The sequence below is a fragment of the Emticicia agri genome, from assembly GCF_004168285.1.
GTDB lineage: Bacteria > Bacteroidota > Bacteroidia > Cytophagales > Spirosomataceae > Emticicia > Emticicia agri.
In genome coordinates this window covers 89843-109908 of the sequence record NZ_SEWF01000016.1, presented here as the reverse complement: position 1 = coordinate 109908, position 20066 = coordinate 89843, and the positions used below count along the sequence as shown (strand labels likewise).

Genomic DNA, 20066 nt, shown 5'->3' with positions numbered 1-20066 from the left:
AGATGCTACTTTAGCTGTATAAGGGTGTTTGGAAAGCATGATAGGCAATGAATCCACCAAAGATACATTATCATAGCAATCATTAAAATTCATTTGATTCATCAAATGGGAAATAATTACCTCAAAATGCCAGTATATTGCATTAATTCGTGCATTATAAGCTTGATATGACGGCAATTTTGGAAACCATGATGACCAATGATTGACCATATAATTATAAGTTGAGCGATGGCTATAATGGCCTTCGAAAATACCACATAGGTAAATCGTTATTGCCTCTTGGTCTGTAAATTCAGGACAATTATTATTGCTCTGTCTTTGGAAATGTAAACTCATGTGCGTATCATAGCACTCACAAACAAGGCTGTAAGTTTGTATTAATTGTAAAGGTCGCATTTTGCAATTTAACAAAATACTCCTTGTTTGTTTCTGATAATTTCAACCCTTGATTCACATTTATATTGGATAGCTAAAGGATGAGCTGTTTACATTCAGCATTGATTTTGAGTAGCAACTTCAAAATCAATGCTTTACAAACTGGTTCCGAATGTGGATATACCTTATGGTACATCAAAAGTTTCAACAAAGGTTGTTGATTATCTTTAACAAAGCAACTCAAGACTTTCAGACAATTGTGAACTTATAATGTCCAGCATAACGATTACCAAAGCTGGTTTTAAAGGATGGCGATAAGCTGACTTTTGCCGAAAGTCTTCTATCTTATCCGGCATGAAACTCATTAAGGATGATTCTATCTGAACTTTTTTGGCAATTTAGTCATATACAAAGACCTCATCAATTCTGCCTACTATTATAGTAGCCGCCGTACAGAGAGGGCGGGTGGATGTTGCACGAGGCGAAACCTTGTCAAATAATGTTTAGTACACTATTCTCTTAAGAAACGCTCTTTATCTTTTCTTTCAGAAACGCTGCTGTGTAGTTATTTTCGAGTTTTACCATGTCTTCGGGTGTGCCTTCAAAAGTCACATAACCACCTTTCTCGCCACCTTCTGGCCCTAAATCAATAATCCAGTCGGCTGATTTAATGATTTCCATATTATGTTCAATGATAATCACAGAATCTCCCTGGTCAACTAAAGCGTTGATGGCTTTCAGCAATTTCTTGATGTCATGAAAATGTAGCCCCGTGGTAGGTTCATCAAATACAAATAAAGTCTTACCCTTATCTGCATTGCCTTTGCTTAAAAAGAAAGCTAATTTCACTCGTTGTGCTTCTCCACCAGACAATGTACTTGACGATTGCCCCAGACCAATATAGCCCAAGCCTACGTCTTGCAGGGGTTGTAGTTTGTCGGCCAATTTAGGGTCGCTCTCTTTAAAGAATGCAATGGCTTCATCAACGGTCATTCCGAGAATATCAGCAATGTCTTTCTCTTTATATTTTACTTCTAATATCTCTTGTTTGAAACGTTTACCCCCACAGCTTTCGCATTTCAGGCGTACATCGGCCATGAATTGCATTTCGATGGTTTGTTCACCTTCTCCCTGACAAGCCTCACAACGTCCGCCATCTACATTAAAAGAGAAAAAAGCAGGTTTATAATCACGGGCTTTTGATAATTGCTGGTCGGCCATTAGTTGACGGATATAATCATAAGCCTTGATATAGGTTACCGGATTTGAACGGGAAGATTTACCAATAGGATTCTGGTCTACCATTTCAATCTGGGTGATTCTGTCTAATGAGCCTGTCAGGTCGCTATATTTTCCGGCTTCTTCGCTGTATTCTCCTTTTAACCGGGCAATAGCAGGGAACAGAATTTTACGTACCAACGTAGATTTGCCTGAACCACTAACCCCTGTAACTACCGTAAGCGTACCAATCGGAAACTTTACATCAACTTCTTTCAAATTATTCTCACGAGCACCTTTAATCTCAATAAAATCAGTAGGTTTTCGTCTTTGTAAAGGCACGGGTACTTGATCTTCTCCGGTCAGGAAGCGGATTGTGTGGCTGCCCTCCGCCTTTTCTGTTTTTTTAATATCCTCCCAACTCCCCTGAAAAATAAGATGCCCGCCTAAAGTTCCTGCTTCCGGGCCTATGTCCACAATTTCGTCGGCAGCTATCATTACTTCTTCTTCATGCTCTACTACTACTACACTGTTGCCCAAGTCTCTCAGCGATTCTAATACGCCTACTAATCGGCGGGTATCTCTTGGGTGCAGACCAATACTTGGTTCGTCAAGAATATACATAGAACCTACCAAAGCACTACCTAAAGAAGTAGCCAGTTTGATACGTTGAAATTCGCCACCTGATAAAGAAGAGGTTAATCGATTCAGGGTTAAATAACCTAAACCTACCCGTTCCATAAAATCAAGACGGCTGTTAATTTCTATCAATATTCTTTTAGAAACTCCTTGCTGATAGTCTGGGAGTTCTAATTTTTTGAAAAACTGTATTACGTCAGAAATAGGCATCAATACAATGTCTGTAATAGATACCCCGCCTATTTTTACATAAGCCGCATCTTTACGCAAACGAGAACCCCGACAATCAGGGCAATCAGTGCGCCCACGATAACGCGAAAGCATGACTCTGTACTGTACTTTATATACCTGACTTTCTACGTCTGCAAAAAAGGCATTCAAGCCCTGAAAATAAGAGTTACCTGTCCAGAGCAAATCTTTTTGTTCCTGAGTCAGGTCCCTGTAAGCCCGATGAATCGGGAAATCGAAGCGTATGCCGTTTCGCAGTAAAGGAGCCAGCCACTCACTCATCCGGTCAGTTCTCCACGGAACAATAGCTCCTTCAAAAATGGAAAGGTTTTTATCAGGAATCACCAGGTCAGGGTCTATGCCTAATATTTTACCAAAACCCTCACAACGCTTGCAGGCCCCGTATGGGTTATTAAATGTAAACAGATTGACACTTGGTTCTTCAAAGGTCATTCCGTCTAATTCAAATTTATCTGAAAAAGTGCGTTTTTCCACACCTACTACGTCTATAATACATTCGCCTTCTCCTTCCAGAAATGCTGTCTGAACTGAGTCTGAAAAACGGAACTGCGTATCTTCATCCTCATGTTTTACGGTATTTCTATCAATCAGAATCTCAATTTTATGTTGATTTTCATCAATCACGTACTCTGCCTCTACTATTTCTTCAATCTGCTTGATTTCTCCATCAATCAACACACGGGTATAGCCTTTTTGAAGCAAAAGGTCTAATTCTTTCTTGATTTTACGATTATCCTTGATTTTTAAGGGAGTCAGTACCATTACTCTGGTACCTTCTGCATGTGAGAGAATAAAATTAACTACATCGGTAACGGTATCTTTTTTTACCTCCCGTCCTGTCTGCGGCGAATAGGTAATACCGATACGGGCAAATAAAAGCTTGAGGTAATCGTAGATTTCGGTAGTAGTACCTACGGTTGAGCGAGGGTTTTTAGTAGCTACTTTTTGCTCAATGGCAATGGCAGGCGATACGCCCTTAATGTATTCAACATCGGGTTTTTCCATGCGCCCTAAAAACTGCCGGGCATACGAGCTCAAACTCTCTACATACATTCGTTGCCCTTCGGCAAAAAGTGTATCAAATGCCAATGATGATTTTCCACTGCCTGATAGTCCCGTTACTACCACTAATTTGTTGCGTGGAATAGCAACATCTATATTTTTTAAATTATTTACTTTTGCTCCTTTGATGATAATGAAATGCTTAGGGTCAAGGCCATCAACATCAGGGTATTTTATAAAGCTACGTGAAGAATTTTCCATGAAGAAAAAGCCTGTTTCCTTACCGGAAGGTCAGGTATTTATATTTGGAGTTTGATAAATGTTATAATAAAACCATACAGGAATTGAGAAGAATGGATTGATACTTATTTGAAGACTAAACATTTATTGAAGTGCAAAAATAATTGTTTTTCGTAGAGACGGGGTAACGACCCACCGAATGCGTTGTGTCTCCAAGGGGCTGTAAATAGCAAAAAACTATCTTTTTGGTTGGAAATATCTTCTTCAATCTGAATGTATTGATGCAGATATGCCCTCGGAGACGCAAAGCATTGGGTCTCTACCAAATTCGACAAATTTTTAAAAACAATTTTTAATCTTACTTAATGTTTAATAATCAATTTATTAACCTCTCAATTACTTAGATAAACCTCATCTATTGTAACCAAATATTGATAGAGATAGTTCTTTATTATTGAGTAATAATTATGCGCTCGGATTTCTCAAAATCGGCACCTTTTATTTTTACAATATAGCTGCCGTTTTCTACACTTCTTAAATCAAGTCCTTTGCGTTCGGTTGTATCAGTAATAGTAAATGTATACGCCAATTTGCCTGCATAAGTGTAAAATTCAAGTATTACATTCTTTAAATTTTCTTTGGTTTCAAGATAAATAAGATCCTGAGCAGGGTTCGGATATAAAGTAATATCGTCCGCCACTAATCTTACCAGTAAAGACTTTGATGAAACAGACTCGCACGTGAGTGTCCGGGTGCCTAACTGGTAAGTTCGCACGACAGAAACCTGATAATTGCCCGCCTCCTGCACCTTTAACGAAGATGCTTGAGTAGCAGTAAGCTTTGTATTCTCCCGAATCCATTGAAACTGGTCTGATGGGCCGAGCATTACATTTTGAGCCTGAAGCGTATAAATGCCGAGTTTATCTAAATCAGGTGTTTTCGGGGTTTCTCTGATATGTACAGTACGTGTATCGGATTCCTGAATACAGCCGAAAGAAGTAATAGCCTTTACCTTAAAGGCATAATCACCCACCGAATCTACTGAGATTTCTTTAGCAATGCTATTATTGCTCCAAAGAACGTTTTCATTCGAATCAGTACTTAATTTGATGGCAGTACCCTGGCATGAAACTGTATCTGGAGAAATAGTAATGCCGGGTTTGGCAGGGAGAGGGTTTATTCTTACACTCACATTATCTGATAATGTTTTACAGCCAAACACATTGGTGGCTTCTACATTAAAATCATAAATTCCTACCGCATCTATCGCAAAATCTTTGGCAGTAGAGGCATTATTCCAGAAGAGGTTATCGTCGCTGTTTACGCTCAGTTGAATAGAGGTGCCTTCACAGACCGAAGCATTGGGTGAAACAGCAATCTGAGGCTTAACAGGTGCAGGATTTATTTTGACTGCTGTGCTATCAGAATTAGCCGAATAACAACCAAATTCATTAAAGCCTTTTACAGAGAAGTGTCCGCTATTACTAACTGTTATTTGGGGTGCGGCCGCTCCTGTACTCCATAAGAAATTTTTAAACTCACTGCCTTCTGCTTTCAGATTAATGCTTGATTTGATATTGGCGCAAAACTCTAACTCTTCGTCATGCGTAATCTGAGGTTTGGTAACCGGATAAATAAAATTAGTGTTCACACTCGGTACCAATAACTGATTACCCTGCAGATCTCTCACTTTTACAGAGTAAGTACCTTTATCCACAGTTATCTGATTTGTGTGAGAACCGTTCGACCAGTTATAATTTGTCAGATTATCCGGCAAGGTCAGTACTGCCTTATTATTGCCATTGCAGGCGAGAGTAATATCTACCGCAGACCTTGCCATTACCGGGGTAGAGCTCACAAAAAAATTATTGTCTAAAGATTTATCCCAGGCTTCAGCCAGCATACTAAGCCCCATATTACCCGGCCCTGCATTATTAAAATGTACAAAATCAGGTCTGTTTGGCTGTAAATCATCAGTAAATGGTCCTGGAAATACATTATTCCCTGCCCGACCGATAACAATATTCTGCCCTTCGATAATTTCAGGATTTGATGGATGCAGATAGGTGACTGAGGTACGGGCCACCGCCCAGCTTAAATTACCACTGAATTGTGCACGGGTAATATCTATGACTGTCTGAAGATTGGAGGCATAATCGGCTGCTTTCAGGCCGAAGAGATTAGGGAAGTTATCTGTTTCACCCTGTAGCCACAATAAAGAGCGCACACCTAACAATGCTCCATAATATTGTAAAGTATTGCGCAGATTGGTATAGGGTAAGAGTTTAGGCAGTACCTGGCCAAATATATTGGTGGTAGGTTTGCCTTCCGCACTTTCGCGCCAGTTACCTACTGAAACGCTTAATTCTCCAGCATTAAAAAACATGATAGGTACATTCAGTCTTCTGGCTAATCTATCTCCCAATTCGCCGTAGCACCAGGCTGTATTTCCTGCAGGGGCTATGTTAACTTCTGCCTCTAAATGAACAAAATTGAGGTTTTCAGGCAGCGGGTCTAAAACAGGACTATTACTGAAATTAACGGCATTTACCCGGTCGTCAGTTGCGCTCAAAACCATGTTGCCAGGTAGTTCTGAAAGGGGAAGGCCTGAAGCATTCGACTGTCCTAAAGCTACAAATACCTCACCGATACCTACTTTGTCAACAGTAATGGTTTGGATGATAGTACCACTTTTTACGGCTCTCACTTCCATCTTGTACCAGCCACCAAAGCCCGGCATTCTTCCGGAAAAATAACCACCCTTTGGGTTTTCTTGTATCGAAATCCAATCCATAGGTGTGCCCAGGCCGTCTGCAACCGGAATCAACCTTGCTTCAATTTTATCAACAGGTTGCGAGTAATTACCTATAATATTAATAAAGCCCAGGTTATCGTTGTTTCTTTGAAAAACAGCCCGGTTGGTAGGAAAAGAAAGTGAAATCTGAGCAAAGGAATGAATAGAAAAAAGAAACACACATAAAGACAAAATATGTTTTCTTCTGAAAACTTTAAACACATTACAGAACATCTTAAACAGTTTTAGCAGGGTTTGGTGCAAATTTAAGATTTTTGAACGACATATTGTCAACCATGTATCATTATTAGTAAATAAATGAGTAGTAAACACAGACTAAATGCCCTAATTTTGCAAAAAAATGATTGAAGAGCATGTTTAAAATTTATGATTCGACCTGCAAAGGCATCTTTTTCAGACATACTGCGTTACATTTTTTCGATGTAGCTGCTGGCTACATCTGCAAAATCTGCCTTGTCTGTCTAAAAAATCTGCGCTTTTCGGTCAGAATAACAAAATTTAACATACTCTAATTGAATATTGGAAACACCATTTGCAGTAATATTTGATATGGACGGTGTCATCTGTGACACGAACCCTCACCACTCACTTGCCTGGAAAGCATTCTTGAAAAAATTTGAGATTGTTGCCACTGAAGACGAGTTTATTGCCCATATGTATGGCAAAAGCAATAGTTACATTCTGAAACACTTTCTTAAAAGAGACGTAATAGGTGATGAGTTTATTGCGATGGAGTTTGAAAAAGAAGCACTTTTCAGACAATTGTATGAACCGGAGGTAATACCAATTGCCGGTTTATTAGCATTTATAGACGACCTGAAAGCGAATGGGGTGAAAACAGGTATTGCTACGTCGGCACCTGTAGAGAACCTTGAGTTAATTCTGAGTAAACTGCCATTGGCAGACAAGATGCAGTCTTTATTATCAAGTTCTGATGTGATACATCATAAGCCTAACCCGGAAGTTTATCTGAAATCAGCGGCTAATCTGGGAGTATTGCCTGAAAACTGTGTTGTTTTTGAAGATTCACATTCGGGCGTATCGGCCGGAAAAGCCGCAGGGGCAAAAGTGGTAGGCGTATTGAGTACCTATAAAAAAGAAGAACTCCCTGTGTGCGATGATTACATTGTGAATTATAAGGAGATGAGTTATGAGAAAATTAAATCATTGTTTGAATCATGAAAATTGAGCATTTGGCCATCTGGGTAAGAGATTTAGAGTTAATGAGAAGTTTTTATGTGAAGTATTTTGAGGGAGAGTCGAACGGGAAGTATCGCAATGATAAGAAAAACTTTGAGTCTTATTTTATCTCTTTTGGTTCGGGAGCAAGATTGGAATTGATGCAAATGCCGGGTATTATAGACACAAAAAATGACGGACATCAACAATTGATAGGTATTACACACTTTGCTGTTTCGGTAGGTAGCAAAGAAAGAGTAGATGAACTGACCAAGGTTTTCAGAAAAGATGCTTTTGAGATTGTGGGCGAACCCAGATGGACAGGTGATGGCTATTATGAGAGTGTGGTATTAGACCCCGAAAAAAACAGAATTGAGATTACGGCTTAAATATCCGGAGAAAATTATTTGACCAAAGAAAGTGTATCATTCCTAAACATACGAGTATTGTATGTGTTTCGTTCATTTCCATTATTTATGTTTAAGCACTTATCCACCTTTTTCTTTCATCGTCAGAGTTTAGCTGTTGCTATGGTTTTTACAGCTATGGGAATTTTGTTTGGTAGTTGGGCCACGCTCATTCCTTTTGTGAAACAGAAATATGCCTTAGACGATGCACAATTGGGTCTCCTCTTATTATGTATGCCTTTAGGCGCAGCAGGCATGAATCCTTTCACTACTGTGCTGATTAACCGCTTTGGTATGCGCAATATGACCTTAGCAGGCCTGGTTTTTATGTCTGTGATATATGCTATGCCCGTAAGCATGGATTACCTGCCCCTGGTAGCTATTAGTTTGTTTCTGGTAGGTATCAGTATTTCTACTACCAATGTGTCTATGAATACCTGCGTTACCAGTTTAGAGCATCAGTATAGTATCAATATTATGTCAACGTGCCACGGCATGTTCAGTGCAGGCTTAATGTTTGGGTCTATTTTAGCCAGTTTTACACAGGGTATGAAAATACCACCTGCCTACCATATGTGGCTATTGGCTATCAGTTTTATCTTTTTGGCGTTTTTTATCCGCCCCACAGTTATCAGTATTCATGAAGAAAAAATAGAAAAAAGCGAAGGCGCAAAGTTTGTGTTTCCGAAAGGAGCTTTATTATTAATGATATTGATAAGCCTGTGTACCAATATTACAGAGGGAACTATGGCCGACTGGACAGCCGTGTATATGAGAGACGTGGTACAAACCCCTGATTATTTCATTGGCTGGGGTCTGGCAGGTTACTCGTTGTGTATGTCAGTCGGGCGTTTTGCCGGAGATGCACTTATTCCTCGTTATGGTGGTAATACAGTATTAAGGGTCGGTGGTATTATTGCTGTAAGCGGTATTATACTGGCTATTCTCTTACCTTATACTATAACAGCCATTATAGGTTTTGCGTTGGTAGGAGCAGGGGTATCATGCGGAGCACCTATTTTATATGGCAGTTCGGCACGGGTGCCGGGTATGGCAAAAGGTGCCGGGTTGGCAACTATGAATACCTTTAGTATGGGAGGATTTCTGGCCGGGCCTGTACTAATCGGCTTTGTTTCCGAAAGTGTAAGCCTGCCATTTGCCTTTGGTTTAATAGCCACATTGGCATTAGTGTGGGTTTTCTTAGTAAATAAAGTGAAATTATATTAAAAAATACCAAATATTTTTTGGCACGCCTGCCTAATGGAATGATATTTGTTTACAAAAAAGTAATTAACAATACACGAAGAGTCTTAGACTAAATTGCACACAAACGTCGACCTGCCCATATAATTTGTAATTACCATTAAATAAAATTTAGAAGATTTCTTTTTTTTTCTAAATTACACTCATTAATTTTATAATCGGAAAACAGAAAAAATAAAGCAGGATTATATGAAAAAAATTATTTACTCTCTGGGAGTATGCCTTGTCGCTACTCAACTACACGCACAGGTATTTAACGGCACTGATTTTTATGTAAGCGAAGGCGCAGTGGTTAGTTTCAATACTGATGTAGTAAATGAAGGGAAACTTACAAACAATGGTAAGATACACTTCCAAAAAAACTTTGACAATTTTAGTTCGGTAAAATCGACAGGTACTGTTGTTTTTGATGGCAGCACACCTCAGGTTTTAAAAAGCTCAAAAGAACTGTCGTTCGGTCAATTGCTATTAGACAACGATTTAAAATTAGAAGCACCTGTTCGTATCGACGAATCGCTTTCATTCCGTAGAGGTATTATTGAGTCTTCTGCACAAAATCCTTTAGTATTTGGCCAGACAGGTAAATACAGTGGTGCTTCAGATTTCTCGCACGTAAAAGGAGTAGTAAGCAAAGAAGGAAATGAAGGTTTTGAATTCCCATTAGGTGATGGTACTAACTTCCGCTCTTTCAAAGTAGCCAGAAGCAACGAAAGCCAAACCCTTACAGCTGCTTACTTATTCAAAAGCCCATTAAATGTATCAGATCAGGTATCAGAAGGTGTTGATGCCCTGAACCAAAGCGAATACTGGTCGTTAAAATCAGAATCTTCAAGAAGTTCTGCACAGGTTTCAGTAAACAGCAAAGCTGATTTAGACGGAATTGCTTTCTTAGATAAAGGCACATGGTCTATGACTGAAGATGCTAACCTTTCGTCAGCAACAAATCTGAAAGACGGTACTCTTTTCACTTTAGCAAAAAGTCGTAACATTCAACCGGGCATTGGTGTATATCCAAACCCAACAGAAGGTGAGTTCTTCCTGAAACTTTCAGGTATGAACGAAAACGAAATGGTTACTGTGGACATCACTAACCAGGACGGTTCTAAAATTATGCACAAAGAAGGTTTTGTAAAAGACCTACGTAAAGCATACTTATTACCTGAAAACCTTCCTGCTACTGAATTAACCGTAAGAGTTATCAGAGAAGGTTCTAAAAAAGCATTATACCAAAAAATGATTTTGAACAAATAATCTGTTCCAGATAATCTGTTCCAGATAATCTGTTCCACAAAATCATTGCATTGAAAATATTTACAGAAAAGCTGCCTTTATTCAAAGGTGGCTTTTTTGTTTTACAAGCAAAGAGTCACAGTAATATCTCCATAAAGCCAATCAACAGCTTTATGCTTGAATATCAACGGAAAAAAACTCCATCAATATCCAACGGAATGACTCCTATCCCGGAAATCTTTTTAGTAAGAATAATTGTTATAGTTTATGGCCGAAAGCTGATTTACGAAAAACACACAAACAAAGCAGTGTAGATATCGGAAAAGCAAGGATTATACAAATGAAAAATATTTGGGGTAATATGCAACCTTTTCAAATTTTTCTCATCTTATTTTAGTACATACATAAACTATACCAAAATCATGAAAAGACTATTCATTTTACTCATCTTTTTTTCGACTACTGTTTTTGCACAAGAATCTAAACGAACTTTTAACGTATCAGGCTTCGATAAGTTAGATATGGGAAGTGCTTTTGTGATTACGGTTACACAAGCCAGCGATTATAAAGTAGATGTAGCAGGACGTGAACAAGACCTGAAAGACTTGGTTGTAAAAGTTTCAAATGGCAAACTAACTATTGGTTATCCGAATAACTGGGGCGGCTGGAAAAACCGTAAAGAGGTATATATTACCATCACTATGCCTAAATTAGTAGAAGTTGATTTCTCAGGTGCCAGCAAATCTAAAGTTTCAGGGTTTACGAGCGAGAGCTTCGATATTAATGTTTCAGGTGCATCGCAGGCTACCTTTGCTATTGATGCTAAAAACCTTTCATTAGATTGTTCAGGCGCATCAGGTGTTACTATTACAGGTGATGGGCAAAAACTAAATGCAGATGTATCAGGCGCTTCAAGTATAAACGCGTATGATTTTAAAGTTTCTACAGCCAATATTGATGCATCGGGTGCGAGTGGAGCAAAGGTATATGTAACCAGTAAAATTGTAGCCGATGCCAGTGGGGCAAGTAATGTACGCTACAAAGGTGGTGCTACCAATGTAGTTACTAATACTTCAGGTGCAGGTTCGGTAAAATCAGCTAATTAATTTTATTTTTTGTAGAGACGCCAGCATGGCGTCTCTACAAAAATGGATTTATTATATTTTTTACATTACTACCTCTTTATCTGTCATAATGGTGAGTACTTCCGTATCCATCAGGCGAGTGGCCAGACCTTGCGTTTTTGGCAATTCATAATGGAAGAAATACTTCATTGTATGAATTTTGCTTTCGTAGAAGTCACTATCATCTGCCCCGATTAACAGTTTTTGTTGTGCTACATCGGCTTGTTTAAGCCACTGCCATGCTACTACATTCAGGCTGAATAACTCCATATAAAGCGTGGCATCAGCTAAGAATCTTTCTATATCTCCGGTTCCGGCAATGCCGAGCAGATGCATGGTTACCTCTTGTAATTGTTTACTGCTTTCTGTGAGCAAGGTTGCATACTTTTTCAGTTCGCTATGTTCCGAAGCCGCCTTAATGGTTTTGCCAACTTCCTGTGCTAACAGTTTCATTGTTTTTCCTCCCGCCATCATTACTTTTCTACCTAATAAATCCTGCGATTGGATTCCCGTTGTCCCTTCATAGATAGGGGTAATGCGCACATCTCTGTAATATTGTTCAACCGGAAAATCTTCTGTAAATCCATAACCACCAAAGCATTGAACCGCATCACTGATAGACTTTACACCATACTCGCAAGGGAAAGTTTTGGCAATAGGTGTCAGCAACTCTACCAGCAAGTGTGCATTTTCTTTTTCTTCGGGGTCATCGCTTGCTTCCGATAAATCGAAGTACTTGGCCGTCTCTAATAATAATGACAAACCACCCTCAACCACCGATTTCTGGAATAACAGCATCCGCTTTACATCAGGGTGTTGGATAATAGGTACCTGCGGCATATCCAAAGCTGTTTTAGCATTAAGCCTACGGCTTTGTGGGCGTTCCTTGGCATATTCTAAAGCCGCATAGTAAGCCGCAGAAGTAATAGAAACCCCAGTGAGTCCTACGCCAATACGAGCCTCATTCATCATCTGAAACATATAATTCAGGCCCTTATGAGGTTCGCCTAAAAGATAGCCGATACAATCGTCGTTTCTATCGCCAAAGCCTAAGTGCATAGCCGGAACACCCTTCTGACCCAATTTATGATAGATGCCCATTGAGGTAATATCATTATCGGTGCCATCAAGTCGGTATTTAGGCACTACAAACAGCGAAATTCCTTTAGTGCCTTTAGGAGCACCTTTGATTCGGGCTAAAAACAAGTGGATAATATTGTCGGTAGCATCGTGGTCGCCAGCCGAAATAAACACTTTCTGTCCTCTGATTTTATAGGTGCCGTCTTCTAAAGGTTCGGCAGAAGAAGTAATATCAGAAAGTGAACTTCCGGCTTGTGGCTCTGTCAGACACATGGTGCCTTGCCATTTACCCGAAATCATGTTTTCGATATAATTTTTCTTCAACTCATCAGAACCAAAGTTGGCAATGAGCCTGGCACCTCCAGCTGTTAAGCCAATATACATCATCCCGTTATTAGCCGACATCAGTATATACCCAACGGCACTTGTAATGGTAAAAGGTATTTGAGCACCACCGTTTTCATAATCGAAATCTGCACCAATAATGCCCGATTCTCCAACGGCCTTTAAGTAATTTTTGATAGACGGATGAACCTTTACTTTTCCATCATGCAGTTCAGGCTGATTTTTATCAACGTCTTTCACAAACGGAAACATTAAATTTTCGGCAATCTGGGTTGCCGCATCAATAGTCATATCAAATGTTTCTCTGTTGTGGTCAGCAAAGTAGCTATGCTGCACCAGTGTTTCTACCTCATGCACTTCATAAAGTAGAAAGTTCACATTTCGTTTACTGAAAAATTTCGTTGCCATGATACTGTTACTGAAAGGTTTTATGGTATTGAATAGAAAACAGGGGTAGGATTTTACATTAATCCTAACATTTTGGCATATTTCATCATAGCACCTGGGTTCGATAGTTTCAACTTACCCATCATCATGGCCATCATCGGGTTCATATCTCCGGTTGCAATTTTCACGAAATCATCAGCATCAGCCTTAATTACACACTCGGCATTGCCTACCAGGCCCTCTTCTAAGTTTGCTTTGCCATCGGCTACGTGCATAGAGTAGTTGGTACCTCCAAAATCAAAATGTAGTGTGGTGTTTACATCACCAATTTCCGATGCGTTTAGTCTTGCTGCGGTATTTTCTAAATATTCTTTTGCCGACATAGTTTGATAGATTTTATTGAAAGGATTTGAATGGCGAATTTAAAGAGAAGATGAATATTATGCAAGCATACTAATTTTTTTATGAAAAATTTGTCATTTTAAGTAAAAAATTAAATATTTGATACTTAAATATTGGTTGTTTCGTAATAGTTTCGTATATCCTTTTAATTGCGAAATAGCTGATAAAAAAGCAAAAATTTTTGCGTGCTAATAATAACCCAAGAAAAAAATCTTTCCATATCGTTACTTTTCCCTAATCATACTGTCAAAATTGAAAAACAAAGCTTTTAAGGTAGTTGCAGATGAGGAGTTGGTTCGCCTGTATATAGAAACCCAACGTAATTTGTATTTTGAAGAACTTTACGATCGCTATGTCGATAAGGTGTACCGGAAATGTCTGTCTTTTGTAAAAAATGAAGCTCAGGCCGAAGATTATACCCACGATATTTTTTTAAGAGTAGTATTAAAGTTAGGTTCATTTAAAGAACATGCCAAGTTTTCTACCTGGTTGTATTCTATCACTTACAATTATTGTATGGATCAGGTAAGGCAGGTAAAACGGCAGGCAGAAGTGGTCTTAGATGAAAACTTTGATTTAGAAGATGATGCCTATGACCTGGAATTGGTAGAAATGCAGACGCAGGGGCTTAAAAAAGCTTTGCAAAAGATTGATGCTGACGAGAAAGCCATTTTACTAATGAAATATCAGGACGATTTCAGTATCAAAGAAATCTCTGAAACTTTAAAAATAACCGAGAGTGCCGTAAAAATGCGCCTGATGCGTACCAAAGAGAAGTTAAAGAAGATTTATGCCGAGAATATTATTTTCTTCCTTATTGTAGTAATAAAAGTTATCTGGTTCTGGAGAAAATAACTACCGGACTATACATTTTAAGATTGTTAAACCTGCTGAAAGATACCATTAGAAGAGAGATTCTTGAAATGTGAAATACGATTTTCTGAAAAATATTTTTTTATGACTGACGATACATTTCAAGATTTTGATGATGATGCTCAAGCCCCCGCGCACCTGAAAGGGATGATTACGGCGGAAATTGACATTGTCAGAGATATAATGCAGGTCGTACAAATGTTTTTAGGAGAAACAATGGTTACGGGGGTAGTTTTATTGCAGGAGTTGGAGAAGAATAAAAAAGACGAAGATAAATAAGAGAAATTTTTGAATGAGATAGTTTATGGATAAAAGAGTACCAAGTTTTGTAGAGACCCTTATGGAGACTTTTAATAACCTTATTAAAAGCTTTATGAGTTTTATATATAATCTGATTGGAGCATTAGCTATATTGATAATAGGGTGGTTGGTAGCTAAAGCAGTAGCGGCTATTACGAAAAAAATGCTTCAGCAGATAGGTGCCGATAGAATAGGTGAAAAACTGACACAGATTGAGCCTATTAAAAGCATGAAGGTAGAAATAAAAATAAGTACCATCATCTCTAAAATTCTTTACTACTTTATTCTGATATTTATTCTGCGTCCGGCGGCAGATACTTTAGGGGTACCTGCTATTTCGGATATGGTGAAACTGCTGGTTGAGTTTATTCCGAAGATGATTTCGGCAGGTATTATGTTGTTTGTAGGGATATGGCTGGCTGATACGCTCCGCAATTTTGTGGTGTCGCTTTGTAAATCTTTTAATATTGCCGCCGGAAAACTGATAGGTACAGCCGTTTTCTTTTTCCTGCTTATCATATTTGTGATTCAGTCTGTAGCGCAGGTAGGTATTAATACAAGCCTGTTGGAGTCGAGTTTTAATCTGTTTATAGGTGGTATTATTTTAGCCTTTGCCATAGGTTACGGCTTTGCCTCTAAAGAAATATTATTGAATATTATCTCTTCATTTTATAGTAAAAACAAGTATAAAGAAGGACAGGTAATAGAAATAGACGGAGTAAAGGGTGAAATTATTGCTATGGATAATACCTCCTTAACCATACAAACACAAGAATCAAAAACAGTATTCCCTTTACAGGTGCTGCAATCAAAGAAAATTGTAATTTTTGACTGATACAAAAATTAAATCCGTGTTCTGTTACTCTTCTCCTATATAACCGTATATATTTGAAGAAATAAGGCTCTTCTTACGTAATTCAAACTGCGCTAATCGTATATGATAATGATTGGGCGTAACGCTTTTAACCTGAAATATCTAACCCGGATTAATCCAATGAGAAAATTTATTCTTATCGCAACACTTATTTTATCAGCTTCTGGCTTATGGGCGCAAAAAAATGATACCCTTAGTTTGAGAAATGCGAAAACACTGGCAGATTCTTTAAAAATCGGCTTCTGGAAACCCCGGAATACACAGTTTGGGATTAACTTTAGTCAGGCCGCTTTTAACAACTGGCAAGGTGGGGGTATCAATAGCTGGTCTATAGGCGCTTTGTTTAATAACAGGGCAGAATATAATAAAAATAAAGGAGCATTTGTAAGCGATATACAGTTTCAGATAGGAACTATCAATAATAAAGGACAAAGAAGAGCCAAGAGTATTGACCGTTTATTTATGGAGGTAAAATATGCGCATAGAATTAATCCTACCATCAACTGGTTTGCAGGGGCTAACTTTTTATCGCAATTTGCTTCGGGGGTGGTTTATGAAAACGATGGCTTGCCTACCGAGCGTAAAAGAACCATCTCAAGTTTTATGGCACCCGGCTATTTGTCAGAAGGAGTAGGGATTGAGTATAAACCGGTTCCTTATTTTGTACTGCAACTGGGAGGGGCTACACTGCGCCAGACATTTGTAGCAAGCGATAAAGTCTTTACCGATTTTACTGAATACAATAAAAAAGACGATGCTTACGGGGTAAAGAAAGGGAAGAAAGTACTATTTGAGACAGGGTTTCAGTTAGTGGCTGCTTTTGATAAAGATATTGCCAAAAATGTGAATCTGAAATTGCGTTACCAGGGTTTTTTAGCCTATACACCTAAACGGGTAGCACCTGAGAAAAATGCAATTGACCATAATATTAACCTGATTGCCACTGCTAAAGTAAATAAATATCTGAACCTGAACTTTACGCTTTTAGGAATCTACGACCGTGACCAGATTGATAAGTTTCAGATAAGTCAGGGATTTGCCGCAGGATTATTGTTTACGCTTTAACAATTTCTCAATAATTTATAAACCCTTTAAACGCCTGAAAATCAATGCTAAAAGAATTTAAAACCTTTATTGCTCAGGGCAATGTCCTTGACTTGGCTATTGGTGTGGTAATTGGTGCTGCCTTCGGCAAAATCACAACTTCTCTCGTAGATGACATCATCATGCCTATTGTAAATGTATTAACTGGTGGTGGCGTTACAGGTGGTATAGTATTAAAAGAAGCCACTGTTGACGCCGCAGGCAAAGCAGTGCCAGCTATTGCTATTAATTATGGCAATTTTCTGAGTGTAGTAATCAACTTTTTTATTATTGCTTTTGTGCTTTTCCTGGTTGTGAAAGCAGCCAATAAAATGAAGCTGACAGAAAATAATCAGATTGGTGTCTAATAATCCTCTTGTATGTGTTGATGCACTTGCAAGAGGTTTTTTAGTCGGCATCCGGCAAAAAACTGATGGTAAAAGAAAACAAACCATACATAATTTGGTTTATCAGAGAAAAATACAGTAAAAATCAGCAGATATAATAGGCAAATAGCCCTAAAATAAATTTTATTGTTTTTCTTTTTCTTTCAAGCATAATTAATTTACATTTGTTATCAGGTTTAATTTTGGGCATGCAAATACCCGATTTTAAATATTTCGTGCTTATATCCTATAATCTTTTTTGCGGTGTTCCGCACAATACGTCATGGAAACGTGGTTAAAAGACAAACTGCGTGGCGACTGGCAAATCTGGTTTATTATCGCCGTGCTTTCGTTATTCAGTGTACTGGTAGTTTATAGCGCCAGTTCTGCTCTTGCTTACAAAAGAGCCGGTGGCAACACCGAAAGTTATCTGCTCTCACATACAATCCATCTTTTATTAGGTCTGGGAGTAATCTGGTGTATGCACCGAATCAATTACACCAATTTTGCCGGTGTTTCAAGGTTATTGCTCTGGATTACGCCTGTCCTCTTGTTGTACACTTATTTCTTTGGTACAACTGTAGGGGGCACCAAACGCTGGATTAATATCTTTGGTATTTCGTTTCAGTCGTCAGACCTGGTGCGTTTAGTACTCATTACCAATCTGGCAGCTATGCTGGCACGCAGACAAAACGTAGAATATAACCCTAAAACCTTATTAGGGTTAATTTTCTGGTGTGGTTTGCTATGTGGTATGCTGGCAGTAACCAATTTCTCAACGGCTGTTATTCTGGGTCTTACCTGCTTCATTATTATGTGGGTTGGGCGTGTACCTGCACGTTATCTGTTTCGTATGGCTGGCTTTGTAATGGGGGCTATTATAATCGTATTAAGTACCAGTATCTTTCTTTATAACAGAGGTGTTGATTTTGGTCGTGGACAAGTGGTATTAGAACGTATAGAAGCGTTTACAAATACTGATTTAAACAGAGACAAAGTAGTTGGTAATGCTGACAGAGACGACACTTATCAGCGAGACCAGGCTATGATTGCCATTGCCAGAGGTGGAGCTATAGGGATAGGCCCCGGGAAAAGTTTTCAGCGTAACTACCTGCCTGAAGCATTTTCTGACTATATCTATGCTATTATTGTAGAAGAATATGGCTTTTTAGGGGCAATTGTTATCATGTTTATGTACCTTTGGCTCTTATACCGGGGACTGAAAAATGTCGAAAATACCAATAGGGCTTTTGGTGGCCTACTCTGTGTAGGGCTTACTTTCAGTATTGTATTTCAGGCATTTGTTCACATGTTTATCAATGTAGGTTTAGGCCCTGTAACCGGACAAACGCTACCCCTGATGAGTATGGGTGGAACCTCTATCTTGTTTACATCGGTAGCCATAGGTATTGTGTTGAGTGTAACCAAGGGCGAACACGACGAGGGTAAGGTAGCTGCTTTAAAATAATAAACCAATTTTCTATTAATAGCTGAATGAGTAAAGGTGCTAAAATAATTATTTCGGGTGGCGGTACAGGTGGGCATATTTATCCCGCAGTGGCAATTGCTAACGAACTGAAAGCAAAAAGCCCTGATACAGAAATCTTATTTGTAGGTGCCGAAGGTAAAATGGAAATGGAAAAAGTACCTAAAGCGGGTTATAAAATTATAGGATTACCCATCGCAGGTATCAATCGTTCTAATATGTTAGCCAATATAGGATTACCTTTTAAACTCATCAGAAGTTTATGGAAAACCTATACGGTTATCAAAAACTTTAAGCCTGATGTGGCTATTGGGGTTGGAGGATATGCCAGTGGACCAACGCTAATAATGGCTAATTTTTTAAAAGTACCAACGCTGATTCAGGAGCAAAACTCTTTTGCCGGAGTGACCAATAAAAATCTGGCAAAAAAAGCCAGAAAAATATGTGTGGCGTATCCGGGTATGGAAAAATTTTTTCCGGCAGAGAAAATTGTAATGACGGGTAATCCGGTAAGAAAAGATATACTCGAAACTGCTTCTAAACGTGAGCAGGCATTAAAGCATTTTGGACTAAGTGATGATAGAAAAGTATTGCTGATTATCGGCGGAAGCCAGGGGGCGAGAACCATTAATGAGTCGATACTGGCAGGCTTGAATGATTTAATTTCTAACGATTTACAAATTATCTGGCAAACTGGTAAATTGTTTATTGACCAGGCAAGGTCGGCAGTAGAGGCTTTACAAACCCAAAGGGTATTTGTAGCTGATTTTATCTATGAGATGGATTTAGCCTATGCCGCTGCTGATTTGGTAGTTTCAAGAGCCGGAGCTTTATCAGTATCTGAGTTATGCCTCACGGCCAAGCCGTCTATTTTAGTGCCTTTTCCGGCTGCTGCTGAAGACCATCAGACCCAGAATGCCCTGAGTCTGGTAAACGTCAATGCGGCTTGGCTGGTAAAAGATGCCGAAGCCAGAGAAAAACTGGTTGATAAAGCAATTGAATTGGCCGAGAATCCGAAAATCATGAACGAATTGAGTCAAAACATCAAGACTTTAGCAAAGCCCAATGCAGGGCAGGAGATTGCCGCAGAAGTCTTACGTTTAATATAG

Annotated in this window: 16 protein-coding genes and 1 pseudogene; 12 read left to right on the top strand and 5 right to left on the bottom strand. The window is 38.8% G+C overall.

The window, feature by feature from the left end; all coding sequences use genetic code 11:
* The 3 genes and pseudogenes from EWM59_RS12840 to EWM59_RS12830 form a co-directional block, all read right to left on the bottom strand.
* A pseudogene (locus tag EWM59_RS12840) lies at positions 1-336 on the bottom strand (hypothetical protein); the annotation flags it as partial.
* Between the two features lie 558 nt (positions 337-894).
* Positions 895-3744: an excinuclease ABC subunit UvrA gene (uvrA, locus tag EWM59_RS12835; RefSeq protein WP_130021379.1), complete on the bottom strand. Its 2850-nt coding sequence runs from the start codon at positions 3742-3744 to the stop codon at positions 895-897.
* A 430-nt stretch (positions 3745-4174) separates the two neighbouring features.
* A complete protein-coding gene (locus tag EWM59_RS12830) occupies positions 4175-6751 on the bottom strand; it encodes a T9SS type A sorting domain-containing protein (RefSeq protein ID WP_130021378.1) in 2577 nt (858 codons plus the stop codon).
* A gap of 306 nt (positions 6752-7057) precedes the next feature.
* Between EWM59_RS12830 and EWM59_RS12825 the strand changes: the two genes are divergently transcribed.
* From EWM59_RS12825 to EWM59_RS12805, 5 genes are all read left to right on the top strand, one after another.
* Complete coding sequence (locus EWM59_RS12825) at positions 7058-7720, top strand: HAD family hydrolase (RefSeq protein ID WP_229239352.1); 663 nt, start codon at positions 7058-7060, stop codon at positions 7718-7720.
* A complete protein-coding gene (locus tag EWM59_RS12820) occupies positions 7717-8106 on the top strand; it encodes a VOC family protein (protein ID WP_130021377.1) in 390 nt (129 codons plus the stop codon). Before EWM59_RS12825 ends, EWM59_RS12820 begins: the two co-directional genes overlap by 4 nt.
* An 87-nt stretch (positions 8107-8193) precedes the next feature.
* Positions 8194-9351 (top strand): MFS transporter, encoded by a 1158-nt coding sequence (locus EWM59_RS12815; protein ID WP_130021376.1) that lies wholly within the window; start codon positions 8194-8196, stop codon positions 9349-9351.
* A 225-nt stretch (positions 9352-9576) separates the two neighbouring features.
* Positions 9577-10638 carry a T9SS type A sorting domain-containing protein gene (locus EWM59_RS12810; RefSeq protein WP_130021375.1) on the top strand — a complete coding sequence of 354 codons (1062 nt, stop codon included), beginning with the start codon at positions 9577-9579 and terminating at the stop codon, positions 10636-10638.
* A 401-nt stretch (positions 10639-11039) separates the two neighbouring features.
* Positions 11040-11723, top strand: a complete 684-nt coding sequence (locus EWM59_RS12805) for a head GIN domain-containing protein (RefSeq protein WP_130021374.1) — start codon at positions 11040-11042, stop codon at positions 11721-11723.
* A 60-nt stretch (positions 11724-11783) separates the two neighbouring features.
* On the opposite strand, the gene EWM59_RS12800 is transcribed toward EWM59_RS12805, so the two are convergent.
* Positions 11784-13574 carry an acyl-CoA dehydrogenase family protein gene (locus EWM59_RS12800; protein WP_130021373.1) on the bottom strand — a complete coding sequence of 597 codons (1791 nt, stop codon included), beginning with the start codon at positions 13572-13574 and terminating at the stop codon, positions 11784-11786.
* Between the two features lie 53 nt (positions 13575-13627).
* On the bottom strand, positions 13628-13948 hold the full coding sequence (locus tag EWM59_RS12795; protein WP_374755946.1) for an SCP2 sterol-binding domain-containing protein: 321 nt from the start codon (positions 13946-13948) through the stop codon (positions 13628-13630).
* Positions 13949-14207: 259 nt separating this feature from the next.
* Here EWM59_RS12795 and EWM59_RS12790 point away from each other — a divergent pair, with 259 nt between their 5' ends.
* The 7 genes from EWM59_RS12790 to murG all read left to right on the top strand — a co-directional run bounded on the left by EWM59_RS12790 (position 14208) and on the right by murG (position 20066).
* Positions 14208-14810: an RNA polymerase sigma factor gene (locus EWM59_RS12790; protein WP_130021371.1), complete on the top strand. Its 603-nt coding sequence runs from the start codon at positions 14208-14210 to the stop codon at positions 14808-14810.
* 102 nt (positions 14811-14912) lie between these two features.
* Positions 14913-15107 (top strand): hypothetical protein, encoded by a 195-nt coding sequence (locus tag EWM59_RS12785; protein ID WP_130021370.1) that lies wholly within the window; start codon positions 14913-14915, stop codon positions 15105-15107.
* A gap of 25 nt (positions 15108-15132) precedes the next feature.
* A complete protein-coding gene (locus EWM59_RS12780) occupies positions 15133-15963 on the top strand; it encodes a mechanosensitive ion channel family protein (protein ID WP_130021369.1) in 831 nt (276 codons plus the stop codon).
* Between the two features lie 159 nt (positions 15964-16122).
* On the top strand, positions 16123-17067 hold the full coding sequence (locus tag EWM59_RS12775; protein WP_165372169.1) for a DUF3078 domain-containing protein: 945 nt from the start codon (positions 16123-16125) through the stop codon (positions 17065-17067).
* A gap of 44 nt (positions 17068-17111) precedes the next feature.
* Complete coding sequence (gene mscL / locus EWM59_RS12770; protein WP_130021367.1) at positions 17112-17453, top strand: large conductance mechanosensitive channel protein MscL; 342 nt, start codon at positions 17112-17114, stop codon at positions 17451-17453.
* Between the two features lie 301 nt (positions 17454-17754).
* Positions 17755-18939, top strand: a complete 1185-nt coding sequence (locus EWM59_RS12765) for an FtsW/RodA/SpoVE family cell cycle protein (protein WP_130021366.1) — start codon at positions 17755-17757, stop codon at positions 18937-18939.
* Positions 18940-18965: 26 nt separating this feature from the next.
* On the top strand, positions 18966-20066 hold the full coding sequence (gene murG / locus EWM59_RS12760) for an undecaprenyldiphospho-muramoylpentapeptide beta-N-acetylglucosaminyltransferase (protein WP_130021365.1): 1101 nt from the start codon (positions 18966-18968) through the stop codon (positions 20064-20066).